The 17,231-nt window shown below is 52.2% G+C and carries 15 protein-coding genes and 2 pseudogenes; 15 read left to right on the top strand and 2 right to left on the bottom strand.

The genetic code is table 11. The features are described 5' to 3' along the window. Positions 1–171 precede the first annotated feature (171 nt). Positions 172–1,228, top strand: a pseudogene (locus DPF_RS03945) (ABC transporter ATP-binding protein). A 93-nt stretch (positions 1,229–1,321) separates the two neighbouring features. Here the strand turns inward: DPF_RS03945 and DPF_RS03940 are convergent. Next, the gene (locus DPF_RS03940; protein ID WP_069857720.1) at positions 1,322–1,696 is read right to left on the bottom strand and encodes a response regulator; all 375 of its coding nucleotides are present in this window, start codon (positions 1,694–1,696) and stop codon (positions 1,322–1,324) included. A gap of 399 nt (positions 1,697–2,095) precedes the next feature. Here DPF_RS03940 and DPF_RS03935 point away from each other — a divergent pair, with 399 nt between their 5' ends. The 8 genes from DPF_RS03935 to DPF_RS03900 all read left to right on the top strand — a co-directional run bounded on the left by DPF_RS03935 (position 2,096) and on the right by DPF_RS03900 (position 9,695). After that, on the top strand, positions 2,096–2,293 hold the full coding sequence (locus tag DPF_RS03935) for a hypothetical protein (RefSeq protein WP_069857582.1): 198 nt from the start codon (positions 2,096–2,098) through the stop codon (positions 2,291–2,293). A gap of 6 nt (positions 2,294–2,299) precedes the next feature. Then, the gene (locus DPF_RS03930) at positions 2,300–3,211 is read left to right on the top strand and encodes a PP-loop family protein (protein WP_069857581.1); all 912 of its coding nucleotides are present in this window, start codon (positions 2,300–2,302) and stop codon (positions 3,209–3,211) included. 321 nt (positions 3,212–3,532) lie between these two features. Further along, positions 3,533–3,925 (top strand): response regulator, encoded by a 393-nt coding sequence (locus tag DPF_RS03925; RefSeq protein WP_069857580.1) that lies wholly within the window; start codon positions 3,533–3,535, stop codon positions 3,923–3,925. 38 nt (positions 3,926–3,963) lie between these two features. After that, positions 3,964–4,521 carry a hypothetical protein gene (locus tag DPF_RS03920; RefSeq protein WP_069857579.1) on the top strand — a complete coding sequence of 186 codons (558 nt, stop codon included), beginning with the start codon at positions 3,964–3,966 and terminating at the stop codon, positions 4,519–4,521. 53 nt (positions 4,522–4,574) lie between these two features. After that, positions 4,575–6,038 (top strand): SLC13 family permease, encoded by a 1,464-nt coding sequence (locus tag DPF_RS03915; RefSeq protein WP_069857578.1) that lies wholly within the window; start codon positions 4,575–4,577, stop codon positions 6,036–6,038. A 118-nt stretch (positions 6,039–6,156) separates the two neighbouring features. Beyond that, entirely contained in the window at positions 6,157–7,584 is a 1,428-nt protein-coding gene (locus DPF_RS03910; RefSeq protein ID WP_069857577.1) for a transferase, read from the top strand. Positions 7,585–7,681: 97 nt separating this feature from the next. Continuing rightward, positions 7,682–9,172: a sodium/proton antiporter NhaB gene (nhaB, locus tag DPF_RS03905; protein WP_069857576.1), complete on the top strand. Its 1,491-nt coding sequence runs from the start codon at positions 7,682–7,684 to the stop codon at positions 9,170–9,172. Between the two features lie 73 nt (positions 9,173–9,245). Beyond that, complete coding sequence (locus DPF_RS03900) at positions 9,246–9,695, top strand: hypothetical protein (RefSeq protein ID WP_069857575.1); 450 nt, start codon at positions 9,246–9,248, stop codon at positions 9,693–9,695. A gap of 375 nt (positions 9,696–10,070) precedes the next feature. On the opposite strand, the gene DPF_RS13675 is transcribed toward DPF_RS03900, so the two are convergent. Next, positions 10,071–10,436, bottom strand: coding sequence for a PilZ domain-containing protein (locus DPF_RS13675; RefSeq protein ID WP_083254452.1), 366 nt, complete (start codon positions 10,434–10,436; stop codon positions 10,071–10,073). Between the two features lie 616 nt (positions 10,437–11,052). On the opposite strand from DPF_RS13675, the gene DPF_RS03885 reads away from it, so the two are divergent. From DPF_RS03885 to DPF_RS03855, 6 genes and pseudogenes are all read left to right on the top strand, one after another. Further along, positions 11,053–12,189 carry a branched-chain amino acid ABC transporter substrate-binding protein gene (locus DPF_RS03885; protein ID WP_069857572.1) on the top strand — a complete coding sequence of 379 codons (1,137 nt, stop codon included), beginning with the start codon at positions 11,053–11,055 and terminating at the stop codon, positions 12,187–12,189. 105 nt (positions 12,190–12,294) lie between these two features. Further along, complete coding sequence (locus DPF_RS03880) at positions 12,295–13,200, top strand: branched-chain amino acid ABC transporter permease (RefSeq protein WP_069857571.1); 906 nt, start codon at positions 12,295–12,297, stop codon at positions 13,198–13,200. A gap of 12 nt (positions 13,201–13,212) precedes the next feature. Then, positions 13,213–14,160 carry a branched-chain amino acid ABC transporter permease gene (locus DPF_RS03875; protein ID WP_218069960.1) on the top strand — a complete coding sequence of 316 codons (948 nt, stop codon included), beginning with the start codon at positions 13,213–13,215 and terminating at the stop codon, positions 14,158–14,160. Beyond that, the gene (locus tag DPF_RS03870; protein ID WP_069857569.1) at positions 14,157–14,921 is read left to right on the top strand and encodes an ABC transporter ATP-binding protein; all 765 of its coding nucleotides are present in this window, start codon (positions 14,157–14,159) and stop codon (positions 14,919–14,921) included. The genes DPF_RS03875 and DPF_RS03870 overlap by 4 nt, the downstream gene beginning before the upstream one ends. Then, positions 14,918–15,412 (top strand): annotated as a pseudogene (locus DPF_RS03865) (ABC transporter ATP-binding protein); the annotation flags it as partial. The gene DPF_RS03870 and the pseudogene DPF_RS03865, both read left to right, overlap by 4 nt. Before the next feature lie 309 nt (positions 15,413–15,721). Beyond that, a protein-coding gene (locus DPF_RS03855) for an IS3 family transposase (protein ID WP_088178305.1) occupies positions 15,722–16,857 on the top strand; the annotation gives its coding sequence in 2 pieces (ribosomal slippage) (positions 15,722–15,998 and positions 15,998–16,857; 1,137 coding nt in all). Positions 16,858–17,231: the final 374 nt, after the last annotated feature.

Below are 17,231 nucleotides of genomic sequence, written 5' to 3'. Positions count from 1 at the left end.
CTGGAACGATCCCGTTGAAAGGGCCTTGAAGGGAATCCGGCAACGTTGCCACGAATTTCTGACGGTAGCAGGCGTCCCCTGGTGCCATGAAAAATATCCAGCGCACTGCGCAGAGCCTTCCGGGCACTGCTGCATACAGCGTACTTCCCCAATTTTTTATCCTTGATGCTTATGCAACCACAACTCTCCACTTCCATAGAAAAAATTCTCTCGGTCAAGAACCTGGTCAAAATCTTCGATATTTCGGGAGGTTTTCTGGACCAGCTGAGCATACGAAATGGCAAGCCCGTACGCACGAAAACCACGGTCAAGGCCCTCAACGATGTATCTTTCAGTATTTTTCCGGGGGAGACATTCAGTGTAGTAGGAGAATCAGGGTGCGGCAAATCAACCCTGGGCAGAACGGTTCTGGGACTGTATCCGCCAACCAGCGGCAAGATTTTGTATCGAGGAGAACGGCTGGATAATATCGACCCGAAAAAGATGCTTCCCTATCGGGCCAAGATGCAGATGATTTTCCAGGACCCCTATGCGTCGTTGAACCCGAGAATGAAGGTTCGACAGATTCTTCAGGAACCCGTTGCCTTTCACCGGCCGGACAAGTCGGCTGCCGAACTCGCTGACAAGGTCGACGAAATAATGGAACTCGTGGGCGTGGACCCGGCATGGGCAGACCGATTTCCCCACGAATTTTCAGGTGGCCAGCGCCAGCGCATCAGCATTGCCAGGGCCCTCATGGTCGATCCGGAATTTATCGTGGCCGACGAGCCCATCTCCGCCCTGGATGTTTCCATCCAGGCCCAGATCCTCAACCTGCTCATGGACGCTCAGGAAAAAAAGGGGCTGACCTATCTCTTCATCACCCATGATCTCTCGGTGGTTGAACACATCAGTTCGCGGGTGGCGGTCATGTATCTGGGCTCCCTGTGCGAGCTTGCCAGGGCCGAAGATCTGTTTGAATCCCCCAGCCATCCGTATACCAAGGCACTTTTGAGCGCCATACCCAGGCTGGGCCAGAAAGGGCTCAAGCATATCAAGCTCAGCGGAGAGGTCCCAACGCCCATCAACCTTCCTTCGGGATGTTTCTTTCACGGCCGGTGCCCCCATTGCAACAAACGCTGCATGAACGAACGCCCCGAAACGCTGCATGAACGAACGCCCCGAACTGATCACCCTGGACAACGGGACCAAGGTCGCCTGCCATGGTGTGCAGGAAGGCAGAATCTGATTGCCGAAATCACACCCGTGGCGATCTTGAGGGTATGCCCGTCAATGTGATCGCGTGTCCTCGCATGGCCGGGACATGATTGCCGGCCTTGTGTTATTTTTTGGCCGCCTTTTTCATGGCCAGACCGATCTTGGTCAGCAGCTCGGTGGAATCCACGGACTTGACCACGTAATAATCCGCGGCAATGGATTTGAAATCCTGCTGAAAACTGTCGTAGGCCGTACACAAAATGACCGGGATATCCTGATTTTCCCTGCGAATTTCCTGAAGAAGATCCAGACCTGACCGCTCCGGGCCCAATTTGATGTCCAAAACCACGACATCTGGTTTTTCCTTCTTGATCAACGGAACGATTTGATCGCTCCCATCGGAAACTGCCACAGCGTATCCTGCACCTTCGAGTTCTTCCTGGTAAAGCAGCCGAATGTGAGGTTCATCGTCCACAACAAGCACTTTCTGATTGTCCATTATCACATCTCCGTTTGTAACCTGCATGGTTTCCCTTGTGTCCCCGGGCAGCCATCCCCCTTCATACATGACTGTTCGGAACGTTTATCGCAACATTTCAGCCCATGCGTGTTCCAGCCCCGTTGGGTTGCCAGAAGGATGTTTTGCTGGCCAGGGTGTGGTGCCGCCTGGAACACCCGGCATGACATCCCCGGCCGTTCGCATCGCCCGTGCATGCTCCACAATCCAAGGCAGTAACCAACCAGCCTGATCGGACCGCAACTCCATGCATACGTTTGCAGCGACCCGACCAAAAATGAACACGTTCAAAGGGCCTTGTCTGTGGATGAACCCGATGAGACATTAGCACACCCGCCCGTCCAGCTCAACGAAAACCTGTACCCAGGAGGTACTTTGCATATGGTGGAAGTGATCATAGAACCGGACAACATCCGGCTTTCATTCCCCAAGATCAATTCGGTACTCCAGCTGCTGCATCGTATTGATCGCAAGCCCGGCCATGTTCTGGTCATCAGGGATGGCCAACTGCTTACACCGGATCGCAAGATCGGTCCCCATGACACCGTCATCGTTCGAGATGTCGTTTCGAGAGGATAATAATTCATGAAATGCAAGCGCTGCAAAGCACCTGCGGTCGTGGCCCTGCCCAGTCACAATACGGCTTTTTGCAAGGAATGCTATCTGATTTTCTTTGCCCGTCAGGTGGAACGGGCCATTCATACCCAGAAAATGTTTTCCAAGGACGACCGATTGCTCGTTGCCATCAGTGGTGGCAAGGACTCCCTGGCCATTTCCTGGCAGCTCAAGCAGTTCGGGTACAATGTTACCGGCCTGCACCTTGATCTCGGCATCGGGGAATCGTCCCTGGTCGCCCGGACCATTTCCGAAAGATTTTGCAACCAGTTCGACATCCCCCTTGAAGTCGTGGAGTTCGCTTCCGAAGGGTTGGCCATTCCGGCTGTCAGAGACACGGTCAAACGACCCATCTGCTCGGTCTGCGGTCAGCTCAAACGCCATTTTTTCAACAAAATGGCTGTTGAAGGCGGATACACCGTACTCATCACCGGCCACAACATGGACGATGAGGTTGCTCGGCTGTTCTCCAATGTCATGGCTTGGGATGCAACCTACCTGGCAGGCCAGGGCCCGGTTTTGCCGGGAGAACACGGCTTTGTCAGAAAGGTCAAACCCCTGTACACCTTGTCGGAATTCGAGACCGCCAATCTCTGTTTTTTGGCCGGTATCGAATACGGATATCATCCCTGCCCGTACAGCAAAAAAGCCAGCTTCACCATCTACAAGAATCTTCTGAACCAGCTCGAAGAAATCCAACCCGGCCGCAAACGCAGTTTCTACCAAAAATTTCTGGAACACGGTCGACCGCATTTCCAGCATACCGAGGACAAGACCACTGTGCTGCATCCCTGCCCCCAATGTGGCTTTCCCACTTCGTCGTGCAATGACGAGCCCTGCGGTGCCTGCCGTATTCGGGAGTACATGCGTCAAACCAAGTGAACCTGTCTTGACCACACATTCTGCCGGATCCAAGGGTGCCTTGAGGGAACCTTGGACCCGGCAGCAGTTCCCGCCCTTCCAGGAGACATGACCCCAAAAAGTCTCCTGCATCATGTCCCCCTTTCTGCCCCCTTCTTTGTTTTCGTCTCATAATGTTTCAAATCAGTTCAATCCCACCATTGCGATTACGTCTCATTTTGTTTCTTTTTCAATCACGAGCCAACACTGTTTCCTCAATATCCCGATATACTGCTTCTTTTTTCATGGCACCTTGTTTGCTATTTCACAAGCTAATGTGTAACCCTTTGCCCACGACTGATCATGAATCCGAAAATCCTTTTTGTGGACACGGACCGATCCTTTTTGGCCCATCTTTCATCCAGGCTTCGTCAGCATGATATCCACGTTGTCGAACAGCTCGGTGTCAACGGGGTCAAAGAACAACTCCAGACCCATCCCATCGGGATTGTGCTCATCGACATGGAGAGAATCAAGGGTGAGGGGATCATGCTTATTAAATCCATCAAAACATCTTTTCCCCGCACGGAAATCATATTATTGACCAATCCCGAACAGATCTCCCTTTCCATAGAAGCCATGAAACTCGGCCCCTTTGAGGAGATCTATCTCCCCCTGGACATCCGGGCCCTGGTCAAAACCATCAGAAAGGCTCATAAACGGTGGGAGGACACATCTCGCCATGCTGATATATGACAGAGGCACAATCGTCCCAATACGCGAGGAGGTTTGACGTGAAAACTATCAAGGTTGAGGAACTCATGGTTCCTCTGGGAGAATACGCGCAACTCGATGAAAACAAGACCCTGTACGATGCGGTCATGGCATTGCGCAGACATCAGAAGGAAAAAAAGGAAAAAATCCATACTAGTGTTCTGATCGTCACCCAGGAAGGCACCATCGCCACCATGCTGACCATCCTGGACATTTTTCGCATCATGGAACCCAAGTACAAGGAAGTCGAGGATATTGATCTCTCCCGTTTCGGCATGCAGCCCGGATATGTGGAATCCATGCTCGAATCCTTTGATCTCTGGGCCAGCCCTTTGGAAGATGTATGCCACAAGGCAGCCCAGGTTGTTCTCAAGGACATTGAATGGGAAATGATCCCACAAGACGTGATTGATGCCGAGGCGACTCTGGACCTGGCTGTCCACCGCATGATCGTGAACAACAAACACGCCCTGCTGGTCAAGAAAGAAGATACCTTCGTAGGAGTACTCCGCTCCTTTGATATCTTCAGCACGTTCTGTGAAGCCATTGAACAATGTGACATCCCCCAGAAGAAATAGCTCTGGAGGATCCCTGCATATCCACTTTCCAAACACGCAAGGAGAAAAAGAGCATGACTGTTGCAAAAACCGGTGGAATTGAATGGAGCCGGATATTTTTCATTGTACTGGGCGTGGCTCTGTTCACCATTGTCTACTACTGCCCCCCATGGCCGGATGCCGTTAACCCCATAACCGGCGATCACATCACCCTGAGCAGGGAAGGCAAGGGAGCCCTGGCCGTGTTCTTACTCGCCGGTGTATGGTGGGTCTTTGAGGTCGTACCCATTGGTATCACCAGCCTGGCCATCGGGGTTCTCCAGGCCATGTTCCATATACGCGACGCAAAAGTTGCCTTTAAGGATTTCATGGATCCCTCGGTTCTGTTCATCTTTGCCTCGCTGATCATCGGTGCCGTGTTCACCAAAACCGGGCTGACCAAGCGATTGGCCTACAAGATGCTCATGGTTGTCGGGGAAAAGACGAGCATGATCTATCTCGGCTGCTTTGTTGTCACCGCGGCCATGACCCATGTCATGGCCCATACGGCTGTTGCCGCGACCATCTATCCCCTGCTGCTGACCATCTATGCCATGTACGGCGAAGGCAACAAACCCACCAAATTTGGCAAGGGGTTGTTCATCGGCATGGCCTATGTGGCCGGAGCCGGAAGCATCGTCACCCTGCTGGGTGCGGCCCGCGGAGCCGTTGCCATCGGCTTTTTCAAGGAGATCATCCACACGGACATCACCTTTTTTCAGCTGTCCTATTACATGGCGCCCATCGGCTGGCTCATGGTCTTTCTCTTGTGGGGCTTCTTCATGATCGTATTCAAACCCGAAAAAAAGACCATTCCCGGCCTTCGCGAAAAGGCCCGGGAGCTCAATTCCGTTCTCGGTCCCATGACCCGGGATGAAATTCTGGCCGCTGTCATTGTGGGCGGAGTCATTCTGGTCATGTCCCTTCGCTCCTTTATTCCCGAGCTCAAGTCCATCGACAAGACAGCCATCATCCTGGTTTCCACCATTCTCTTCTATGTGCTCAACATTCTGGACATCAAGAATCTGGAAGATGTTCCCTGGAATATCATCCTGCTGTTTGCCGGAGCCATGAGCATTGGTTTCTGCCTCTGGCAGACCGGAGCCGCCGAATGGCTGGCCATTAACTGGCTGAACATGTTCAAGGATTCCCACTGGTTCGTCTTTGTCATGTCCATTGCCTTTTTTGTCATGATGATGACCAACTTCATCATGAACGTGGCCGCCATCGCCATCTCCCTGCCCGTGGCATTGGTCATCGCGCCCTTTCTGCACGTTGCCCCCGAAGTCATTCTCTTTGCCTCCCTGGTGACAGCGGGTATGCCCTTCCTGCTCCTGGTAGGTGCGGCTCCCAACGCCATTGCGTATGACTCAAAACAGTTTACAACTGGTGAATTCTTCATGTACGGAATTCCTGCAAGCATACTGCTTATGGTTGTGGTCGGGCTGGCTGTTTATGTTGTCTGGCCGCTGATGGGCATGCCCATCACCATCCCCTAACCAGTCACCAAGCGTCTCAAACCCATAAAACCACGGAAGGCAGCCATGTCTTCCGTGGTTCTTGCTATAAAACACCATCAAACCAAAGGGAAAAAATACCCTGGAGGCCTATGAAACCATGGAACATCTTCGACAGCTTACCCGACGCATCGTCAACCGGATCAACATCAATCTGCGTGGTCCCAAAGTGGATTGCGGCCCCTATGCCCTAGAGCTCATTCCCGAGGAAAAATTCGCCCAGTTCTACGCATTTTACGGACTTTCCCCGGACCTCCCTCTGCATCTCAAGTTCAAGAATTCCTGCCTGGCAGGAAGCTATTTGCTGGGCAGATGCACGGTGGAGCACTCCCTCATTTACAAAACAGATATCCGGGGTGATGAGTTCAAACGCAAGGGAACACATTTTGACTACGAGGGTCTCAGCATCCCCTTGCACCATGATGAAAAAGTGGTCATCAAGGACAGTTTTCTCATCAAGACCCTGGTGCACAATTTTTCCCATGACCCGGAAAATCTGGAAGAATTCGTCATCAAAAACACCCTGTCCCTGCACCACGCCAACATCCACGGGGCACCCATGGAAGGAGCCTTTCTCGGCCCCTTTGCCACGGTGGATCTGACATCGCTGCATGACTGTGTCATTGGCACCTTTGCCTATGTTCAGGTGGGTGAACTGTCCCACCAATGGATTGAACCAGGCATGGTCTGGGTCCGCTCCGAAGGCAGTTTCGATTTCAGATACCGCTTTCCCCTGGAACCCCTGAAAAAATACATCGACATGAAGCCCAATGAGCGCCCCACAGGCATGCTCTTCGATTTTGTGGAATCCAAGAAGCAGGAGTTTGAGTCCATTTATTCCAGGGTTCAGAACCAGCCTCCCTTTTCCACCAAGGGCGCATCAGTGAGTCCTTATGCCGTGGTCAAACCCAAGACCCTTATTGGAGAAAACGTGCTGGTGGCCCAACGGGCCTATGTGGAAAATTCCTCGTTGGGTCGCGGTTCCAATGCCCAGGAAAATTGCTACATCATTGACTCCACACTGGACGGCAACAATGTCACCGCCCACGGGGGCAAAATCATCAACTCCACCCTGGGCCAAAACGTGTTTGTCGGGTTCAACGCCTTTGTGCACGGCAAGCCCAACGCCATCATCACCATTGGCAAGGATTCCATCATCATGCCCCATGCGGTCATTGATGCCCAGGAACCCGTGACCATCCCGGAAAACACCCTGGTCTGGGGATTGGTCACCTGCCAGAAGGACCTGGAACTCAACAGCGTCTCCCTGGACAAACTCGCCCAGGTGGACGGCAAATGGGAACAGGGCTCCATGGTCTTCCAGGGACACGGCAAGGCCTTTGTCGAAGCATTCAAACACCGCATCACCCATATTCTTGAGGCCAATGGGGCCTTTTTCGATGGTAAGGACATGGGGGGACACGCTCAAAAGGGACAGGATATCTCCTTTAACATCATCCAACCCTATGCCGAAGGTCCCTTTCGGGGCATGTACCCCACCATGGACATCCGCCATCTTGTAGATTGAGACCCCAACAAAATTCAACGGGCCGAAACAATACGGTTTCAGCCCGTGTATACATGACACGTGTTGTTTTCATTTCCAACCCAAACTGGAGTCCCCCATGCCAAAAACAGTCGCACAGGCACTGAACAAGAATCTTCTGGGAAATTCCCCGGACTGGTACAAATTGGCCATTATCGGCTTTCTGGTCGCCAATCCGGTGCTGCTGATGACAGTCGGACCCTTTATCACCGGATGGATTCTCATCGGAGAGTTCATCTTCACCCTGGCCATGGCCTTGAAATGCTATCCTCTGCCCGCAGGAGGACTTCTGGCCATTGAGGCCGTGGCACTCGGCATGACCTCGCCCGAAGCTGTTTACAAGGAAGCGGCTCACAATTTTCCAGTGATCCTGCTCCTCATGTTCATGGTCGCGGGCATCTATTTCATGAAAGACCTGCTCCAATACGCTTTCACCAAGATTCTCATCAAGGTGAAATCAAAAATCTGGCTTTCCCTGCTTTTCTGCTTTGCCGGGGCCTTTCTTTCCGCCTTTCTGGACGCCCTGACCGTCACGGCAGTCATCATTGCCGTGGCCTACGGCTTCTATGAAATCTATCACACCCATTGCACTGGTGGATCCTGTGCCCTGACCGAAGACGAAGGTATTGTTGATCAAAACCGCCTTGATCTCCGCCAGTTCCGCGGATTTCTGCGCAACCTGATGATGCACGGAGCTGTGGGAACAGCCCTGGGCGGGGTGACCACCATTGTGGGCGAACCCCAGAACCTGCTCATCGGTCATGTCATGGATTGGCATTTTGCCGACTTTTTCATTCGGGTGGCCCCGGTTTCCATGCCGGTTCTTCTGGTGGGCCTTTTGACCTGTGTTGTCCTGGAAAAATTTTCCCTGTTTGGCTATGGGTTCAAACTGCCGATCAATGTTCGGGCCATCCTGGAAGACAACGCCCGGCAGACCGAGGCCCAGATGACCAAAAAGTTCCAGGCCTCCCTGTTCATCCAGGGGTGTGTGGCCATTTTCCTCATTGTAGCCTTGGCATTTCACTTGGCAGAAGTGGGTATCATCGGCCTGAGTGTCATTGTCCTGCTCACGGCCCTCAACGGAATCACCGAGGAACACAAAATCGGGCATGCCTTTGAAGAGGCTCTGCCCTTTACAGCACTTCTGGTGGTCTTCTTTGCCATTGTTGCCGTGATCCACGATCAGCACTTGTTCTCCCCGGTCATCCATGCGGTTCTGGAGCTTTCGGGAAAAACCCAGCTGGCGGCCTATTATCTGGCCAACGGGGTCCTGTCCATGATCAGTGACAATGTCTTTGTGGCCACCGTCTATATTACGGAAACCAAAGAGGCCTTCCTGGCCGGAGCCATTTCCAAAGAGCAGTTTGATCTGCTGGCCGTATCCATCAACACCGGTACAAACATCCCCAGTGTTGCCACCCCCAACGGCCAGGCCGCGTTTCTGTTTTTGCTCACCTCGGCCCTGGCCCCGTTGATCAGGCTTTCCTACGGGCAGATGGTCAAGCTGGCATTTCCCTATACCATCACCATGTCTCTGACAGGACTGGCCGCAACCATCTGGCTGCTTTAACCGAAACAACATCCGTTGCCTCCACCACCGGCGAGACCACAGATGCATCGGATCAGCACCAAGGGAGAATACCATGACCAAAGTATCTTACGAAGTCCGGCTGCAACTCAACCTGGATCATTTGGAAGTCGCCAAGGAATCCATTGAAAAACTCTTTGGTATCTGGGAAGAAAATGTAGATCCCGAAGAGATGACCATGCTCTTTGACGAGCAGACCGGAGAGGTTCTCTTTGACACCAAGGGGGAACACGATGTGTCACCCTGGATCACCGACGATACCCCCCTGTTGCTTCATCAGCTGGGCAAACTGTCCTTGAGCGGCGCCTATGTCCATCATACCATGGACGGCAAAACCCTCCATTTTGCCGTAGGCCCCAACAAGCTGGCCAGACAGCAGGCCCTGGAAATGGCCCATATCCGCAAGGCCATCTACTCCCTCAACGAGGCCGTGGAATATCTGCCCGACGAATACAAGCCCCAGGTCGAGGAGTTGGTGACCACCCTGAGAAACCTCTATAAATGAGCCTCCAGTCGAGACTGCAGGAAAAAACCCGCAACCAGGAGGATTCCGGGATACTTCGTCTCAAGGTGTTCGCCGGGTTACGCGAAAACATCACCCTTTGGCGAGAACATCACAGACCAGCGCAAGCACATCCCGGTTTATCCTGAAACGCTCAAAGAAATAACCGCAATGCGGCCTGCACAGCACATACGTTGTGCAGGCCGTCCAAACAGCAAGGGACAGAATCCGTTTCGGATTCTGTCCCTTGCTGTTTGGACGAAAATGCCATGCCACACTCATTGCCGGGTTCTCAGCACTCTCCCTTGGAGCATGGTAAAACAAAAGCCTGCAAGCAGGGAGAGATGCGAACTGGCGCATCCCTTCCTGTTCGAGGTTTCATTCCCCGATTTCGTGAAAGTACACGGGATAATCGTATTCAATGCCCACACCATAGAGGTTGGTTGATCCCGAACGGACCGGCCTGCACCAAACCACCCTGCCAAAGTAGCCGCTGAAAATTTCCGGACCATCCTTTTCCTTGTCCGAATAATTGGACATGCTGATACGGATATCCTTACCGGGAACCAGAGGGCGCTTGGCCTCGATGTACATCCCTCCACTACTGTAATTTCTCATGGTCGCGTGATATGTCCGGTAGGAATTTTCGCTGACAAACTGAATGGGTGTGGAATGAGCGATTCTTCGATGGGATCGGGACTCACGAGAGTCTTGGGGATTGGTAGCATCGTTTTCCTGTGGCATGGATTCCTCCTTGAAGGGCTCGTAGGTGAGTACTCTGGAAATGCATATATACCCTGAAAAACCGTTTAAGACAACAAAAAAACAAAGAAGAGAACATGTTATACATTTTAAGATAAAAGGCCCACTTGTCCGACGCTATCACCTTTTCTCCCGCTCAATCGTTTACGATGGATCCCGCAACACACAACCGCACAATAAATGCCCACCTTCGTGCCAGCCTGCCAGGAACAGGGAACGACCTTTCCAATGCAACGGCAATCGGAGCCGATCCGCCACCACCTTGCAGGTCCAGCCACCATGCCCACAGGATAAACAGGATACGGCAGACAATCCTGATCCATCTCTTTTCCAGGGAGCAGATCCAAAACGCAAATTGACAGAATTGGCGTCTTGGCATTTGGCCCATGCCCTTTTGTGAGTGCAAATCAGGCAATACATCCCGCATGTTATCCGACATATGCCCAGGCTCGTACAGAGGTTTTTTTTACATTGCCAAAAAGCGTCAATTCAGTTAGTTAGTCCATCATATTCTGCTATGACCAGAAACGGAATATCCTGGCTCAGGCGTGTTTCGACATATTTGTAAAACACAAAAACCCACTCACAGGAGGCTCTCATGAGTAGAAAATCTGTCAAGTCAATACTGCTTGCGCTTCTCGCCTTTACCTTCATGTGCGGTATTTCATGGGCAGAGACCATCAAAATCGGATTGATGTGCCCCCTGACCGGTTCCTGGGCCAGTGAAGGGCAGGACATGAAACAGATCGTGGAACTTCTGGCCGAAGACCTCAACGCCAAGGGTGGTCTTTTGGGCAAGAAGGTGGAAATCGTTGTCAGCGACGACGGGGGCGATGCGCGAACTGCGGCCCTGTCAGCCCAGCGCCTGTCCACCATGGGCATTGTGGCGGTCATTGGAACCTATGGCTCGGCCGTAACCGAGGCCTCCCAGAATATTTTCGACGATTTCGGCATCATTCAGATCGCCAACGGATCAACAGCCATCCGCCTGACTGCCAAGGGGATGGACAAATTCTTTCGCACCTGCCCAAGGGATGACGAACAAGGCAAGGTGGCCGTCAAGACCATTGAATCCATGGGAGCCAAGCGTGTGGCCATTCTGCACGATAACACCACCTATGCCAAGGGGCTTGCCGAAGAAGCCAAAAAACTCCTCGACACCAAATCACAGATTGATGTTGTTTTCTATGACGCCATGACCCCGGGAGAACGGGACTACAATGTCACCCTGATGAAGATGAAATCAGCTGATCCCGATCTGGTCTTTTTTACGGGTTACTATCCTGAAGCCGGTCTGCTTTTGCGCCAGAAAATGGAAATGAACTGGAATGTTCCCTTTCTGGGGGGTGATGCCACCAACAATCCTCAGCTGGTGGAAATTGCGGGCAAAGACGCTGCCAAGGATTACTATTTCCTGAGCCCTCCGGTTCCCCAGGATCTGGATACCCCCGAAGCCCGCGACTTTCTCAAGAGCTATGTCAAAAAATACGGCACCGAACCCGGCTCTGTATGGGCCGTACTTTCGGGTGACGGATTCCTGGCCATTACAACGGCCATCAAAAACACCAAATCCACTGATTCCGACAAGCTGGCCGACTACCTGCACACCCAGCTCAAGGACATGCCCGGTCTCACCGGAAAGATCTCCTTTGACCAGCATGGGGACCGCGTGGGCGACCTGTATCGTCTGTACAAAGTCGATGCCAGCGGTGCCTTTGTTCTGCAGCCCAAATAAAACACATCTTCAGGAAAGACGCCGGGGTTGCATCTTTTCCGGCGTCTTTTTTTCATGCCGGTCCCACAAACCGGCTAACGTCATGCGTGAATGAGAGAAACGCTTATGGAGCTTTTTTTCCAACAATTGACCAATGGATTGGCCGTGGGCGGCATTTATGCCCTTATTGCCCTCGGATATACCATGGTCTACGGGGTCATGAAACTGATCAATTTCGCCCATGGCGATCTGTTCACCATCGGGGCATTTCTGGGACTGACCCTGCTGACGGCCATGGGGTTGACCGACACCCTGGGGCCGGTCCTGGGCATTCTGGTCCTGGCTCTCATGGTTATGGGACTGGTGGCCATTATAGGGGTCATCCTGGAACGGGTTGCCTACAAACCCCTGCGAAAAGCCGACCGCCTTGCTGCTGTTGTTTCCGCCCTGGGCGCCTCCATATTCTTTCAGAATGCGGTCATGCTCATCTACGGGGCCAGGTTCCGGGTTTATCCCCACGACATCCTGCCCAAGGTTGCCGTGAACATCCTGGGACTGGAGATTCCGCTCATCCGAATCATCATCCTGAGCACTTCCCTTCTGCTCATGGCCGGCCTGTATTTTTTCGTTCAAAAAACCAAGACGGGTACGGCCATCCGGGCAGCAGCCATTGACCAGGGCGCGGCCAAGCTCATGGGCATCAATGTCAATGGGGTCATCAGCATCGTGTTTCTCATTGGTCCGGCCCTTGGCGGGGCCGCCGGGGTCATGGTGGGGATGTACTACGGACAGGTCAATTTCACCATGGGCTGGATGTATGGGCTCAAGGCATTCATCGCTGCCATTCTCGGTGGCATCGGCAACATCCCCGGGGCCATGCTCGGAGGATTGCTCCTCGGTGTCATCGAGGCCATGGGGGCGGCATATCTGTCCATTGCCTGGAAGGATGCCATCGCCTTTGTCGTCCTGATACTCATTTTGATTGTCAGGCCTACGGGATTGTTGGGTGAACGCGTTGCTGAAAAGGTGTAGGCCATGAAAAAAATGTATCTCTGTTTTGCCGTCTTTGTACTTGCAATGGCCTTTGGCCCGTCGTTTCTGAACCCCTACTGGGTGGATGTACTGAACAACATCGGCATCTACGCGATTCTGGCCCTGAGTCTCAATTTCATCCTTGGTCATGCGGGCATGTTCCACATGGGTCACGCAGCCTTTTTTGCCGTGGGGGCCTATGTCACGGCCATATTGAACACCATGTACCATATCCCGATCGTCTGGCTCATGCCATTAAGCGGCATTGCTGCCGCTCTTTTTGCAGCGATTGTTGCCAGACCGATTATCCACCTGCGTGGCGACTACCTGCTCATCGTGACCATCGGCATCGTGGAAATCGTGCGCATCGCCCTGGTGAATGATATTTTCGGAGTTACAGGAGGCGCCAACGGGATCTTTGGCATCGGCAGGCCGGAATTCTTTGGGATGAAAATCAGAAGGCCGCATCAATTCTATTATTACATCTGGATATTCCTGGGTATAAGCGTACTCCTCTTTCGCATGCTCGAAAATTCACGGTTCGGTCGAGCCCTCAATTGCATCAAGGAAGACGAGCTGGCCGCCGAGGGATGCGGGATCAACACGGCCCACTACAAGCTGATCGCCTTTGTCCTGGGCGCGTTCTGGGCCGGCATGGTCGGCAATATCTATGCTTCCAAGATGATGATCATCTCTCCGGAATCATTTTCCTTCTGGGAATCAGTCCTCTACTTTACCATCGTCATCCTGGGTGGTTCCGGCAGCATCCCCGGGGTCATTCTGGGAGCCTTTCTCATTGTGGGACTGCCGGAAGTCTTCAGACAGTTCGCCAGCGCCCGGATGCTGATCTTTGGTGCGGCCATGGTCATCATGATGATCTTCCGCCCATCAGGCATTCTTCCGCCCCTGCCGCGGACCTACAAACTGGCCAAGGAGAACCGGGGAGGATCTGAGTCATGAGTCTTTTGCACGTTTCCCATCTGACCAAATCCTTTGGCGGTCTCATGGCTGTCAACGACGTGAGTTTTGACCTGGAAGCCAACACGGTTATGGGTCTCATCGGTCCCAACGGAGCCGGTAAGACCACCGTATTCAATCTGATCACCGGCAATTACCCTTCCGATGCGGGCGAGGTTGTCTTTAACGGCGAATCCCTGATCCGCCAATCACCTCATGCCATTGTCTCCAGGGGGATTGCCCGCACCTTCCAGACCATCCGCCTTTTCCCCAACATGAAGGTCATTGAAAATGTCCTGGCAGGCTGCCATTGCCGCATGCAATCTGGGATCTTTTCCTCCATGTTCCGCCTGCCCGGTCAGCGCCGGGAAGAAAAAAAGGCATTGGAACAGGCCTTCAAGGAGCTGGAATTCGTCAAATTGGCCCATCAGGCCAACAACAAGGCCAAGAACCTGTCCTACGGCAACCAGCGCCTTTTGGAAATCGCCCGGGCACTGGCCTCACAACCCAAGCTCATCATCCTGGACGAACCCGCAGGGGGCATGAACGCCCAGGAAACCGCCGAGTTGGTTGAACTGATCAAGGACATCAAGCAACGGGGCATAACCGTCCTGCTCATCGAACATGATATGAGCCTGGTCATGCGCATTTGCGAACAGATCATCGTTCTGGAACATGGTGCCTTGATCGCCCAAGGTTCTCCCGAAGACGTACAGAACAATCCCAGGGTCATTGAAGCCTATCTGGGTACCGACGAGGAATGATCATGCTGCTGGAAATCCGAAATCTTCATGTCACCTACGGGAATGTCAAGGCACTGCACGGGATCGATCTCACGGTGGAACAAGGCGAAATCGTGACCATTCTGGGCGCCAATGGGGCGGGAAAGTCGACCACTCTCATGTCCATAAGCGGTCTGGTCAAGGCAGCCCAAGGAACAATTTCGTATAAGGACAAGGAACTGACAACACTACGCGCCCACAACATCGTCAAACAAGGCATTTCCCAGGTTCCTGAAGGCCGACGCATCTTTGGCACCCTGACCGTGCAGGAGAATCTGAATCTGGGAGCCTTTACTCTGACAGACAAGGAAAAGATCGCCAAAAATCAGGAATGGATCTTTTCCCTGTTTCCACGTCTCCACGAACGCCGGCAACAGCTGGCCGGAACCCTCTCCGGTGGCGAACAGCAGATGCTGGCCATTGCCCGGGCCCTCATGGGCAGTCCTGAGCTTCTCCTTTTGGACGAACCCAGCTTGGGGCTTGCGCCCATTCTGGTCAAATCAATCTTCGCAACCATCAGGGAAATCAACAAGTCGGGCGTAACCATCTTACTGGTTGAACAAAACGCCAGAGCCGCCCTGAAACTCGCGGATCGAGGGTATGTTCTTGAAGTCGGCAGGATCGTCCTGGAAGGCAAAGCGCAGGACCTGTTGGAAAACAGGGAAATCAGTAAGGCCTATCTGGGTGGAGCTGGATGATCACGGGTATATCTCTGAAGTGGTCCCCCAATTTTGGACAACCGATTAAGCTTTGGCTAGCCTCCTAACCGCAGGAGGACCGATATGAGGACAAAGAGAAAAACATACAGCCCTAAGTTTAAGTCCCGTGTGGCTTTGGAAGCCCTGGAAAACGATCTGACAACCCCAGAGATCGCTGCGAAATATGGGGTTCATCCAACGCTGGTCAATAAGTGGCGCAAAGAGCTCCAGGCAGGCGCTAGCAGTATATTCTCCTCAAAAAGCAAGAAAAAGACCTTGGAGAAAGCCCATGAGGCCGAGATCAAGGAACTGCACGCCAAAATCGGCCAGCTAACTATTGAGCGAGATTTTTTAGCAAAAGCCTGCGGGAAATGAGCCGAACCCGCAGGCTGGAGTTGGTTGACCGCAACAACTCCAGGCTCAGTATCGTAAAGCAGTGCAAACTGCTAGGAGTAAGTCGATCTAGCTATTACTTCGAAAGAAAAGGTGAATCTGAAGAAAATTTGCGTATAACACGTGTTATAGATGAGATATTTATGGATTATCCATGGTATGGGAGTCGAAGAATGACACTATATCTACAACATCTGGGATATTGTATTAATAGAAAACGAGTGCAGCGTCTTATGCGAAAGATAGGAGTTGTCGCAATTGTTCCGCGACCAGGGACAAGCAAAAATCATCCTCATCACAAAGTATATCCGTATCTTCTACGTGGTCTAGAAATCAATCGTCCCAATCAAGTTTGGTGTGCCGATATAACCTATTTACCTCTTTCAAAAGGATTTATGTATCTTGTAGCCATTATGGACTGGCAATCCAGAAAAATACTTTCCTGGAAGATTTCAAACAGCCTTGAAACAGATTTTTGTGTCCAGGCCTTAAAGGAGGCGATTTCCGTGTATGGACCTCCTGAAATATTCAATACCGACCAAGGGTGCCAATTTACATCGGATGAATTTACAAGTGTCCTCAAGTCTCATGACATCAAAATTTCAATGGATGGAAAAGGTCGTTGGATGGATAACGTGTTCATTGAACGATTTTGGAGAAGCCTGAAATATGAATGTGTTTACATCAATGAATTTCACGGTGGCAACGCCTTGAAAAAGGGTTTACGGAAGTGGATCAACTATTATAATGAATTTCGCCTACATGCGGCTCTAAATGACAAAACACCTGACGAGGTTTACAGGCAGACACTAAATGTGGCTGCGTGATTAACCCTCGACTGGCAATAACATCTATCCGCATGGAGCCGCGGAACACAAACAAGGCTGGCAAAGCTTATTGGAGGCTCCAAGCTGTCCAACGTTATGGGTCCACCTCATCTCCGGACACTAAGATGGACCCCTTCAGAGGGAATCCATACCCCTTATGTAGTAACGCCGTAACGCTGGACAGTTTGAAGCCCGCATCAAATGTGGCAAGCCCTTCTTGTGCCCCATTGCTCCATGCGACCTGTGCGCGCATACCTTCCTTTTACTTTTTCCGTTGTATCCCTCAAAAACAGCCTTTGAGGGGGAACAAGAGTGATCCATGCTCCTTGAAGCCAGGAATGGCCTGGCTAGGAGATGGACGTGGTAAGGGGAGG

The sequence above is a fragment of the Desulfoplanes formicivorans genome (assembly GCF_001748225.1).
Classification (GTDB): domain Bacteria; phylum Desulfobacterota; class Desulfovibrionia; order Desulfovibrionales; family Desulfomicrobiaceae; genus Desulfoplanes; species Desulfoplanes formicivorans.
Note: the sequence above shows the minus strand (reverse complement) of the source record. Positions and strands in the feature narration are given on the sequence as shown.

Excerpts from the sequence above, each read along its gene's own strand:
- DPF_RS03940 (WP_069857720.1), bottom strand. The coding sequence starts at position 1,696 with ATGGACAATCAGAAAGTGCTTGTTGTGGACGATGAACCTCACATTCGG.
- DPF_RS03935 (WP_069857582.1), top strand. The coding sequence starts at position 2,096 with ATGGTGGAAGTGATCATAGAACCGGACAACATCCGGCTTTCATTCCCC.
- DPF_RS03930 (WP_069857581.1), top strand. The coding sequence starts at position 2,300 with ATGAAATGCAAGCGCTGCAAAGCACCTGCGGTCGTGGCCCTGCCCAGT.
- DPF_RS03925 (WP_069857580.1), top strand. The coding sequence starts at position 3,533 with ATGAATCCGAAAATCCTTTTTGTGGACACGGACCGATCCTTTTTGGCC.
- DPF_RS03915 (WP_069857578.1), top strand. The coding sequence starts at position 4,575 with ATGACTGTTGCAAAAACCGGTGGAATTGAATGGAGCCGGATATTTTTC.
- DPF_RS03910 (WP_069857577.1), top strand. The coding sequence starts at position 6,157 with ATGGAACATCTTCGACAGCTTACCCGACGCATCGTCAACCGGATCAAC.
- nhaB (WP_069857576.1), top strand. The coding sequence starts at position 7,682 with ATGCCAAAAACAGTCGCACAGGCACTGAACAAGAATCTTCTGGGAAAT.
- DPF_RS03900 (WP_069857575.1), top strand. The coding sequence starts at position 9,246 with ATGACCAAAGTATCTTACGAAGTCCGGCTGCAACTCAACCTGGATCAT.
- DPF_RS13675 (WP_083254452.1), bottom strand. The coding sequence starts at position 10,436 with ATGCCACAGGAAAACGATGCTACCAATCCCCAAGACTCTCGTGAGTCC.
- DPF_RS03885 (WP_069857572.1), top strand. The coding sequence starts at position 11,053 with ATGAGTAGAAAATCTGTCAAGTCAATACTGCTTGCGCTTCTCGCCTTT.
- DPF_RS03880 (WP_069857571.1), top strand. The coding sequence starts at position 12,295 with ATGGAGCTTTTTTTCCAACAATTGACCAATGGATTGGCCGTGGGCGGC.
- DPF_RS03875 (WP_218069960.1), top strand. The coding sequence starts at position 13,213 with ATGTATCTCTGTTTTGCCGTCTTTGTACTTGCAATGGCCTTTGGCCCG.
- DPF_RS03870 (WP_069857569.1), top strand. The coding sequence starts at position 14,157 with ATGAGTCTTTTGCACGTTTCCCATCTGACCAAATCCTTTGGCGGTCTC.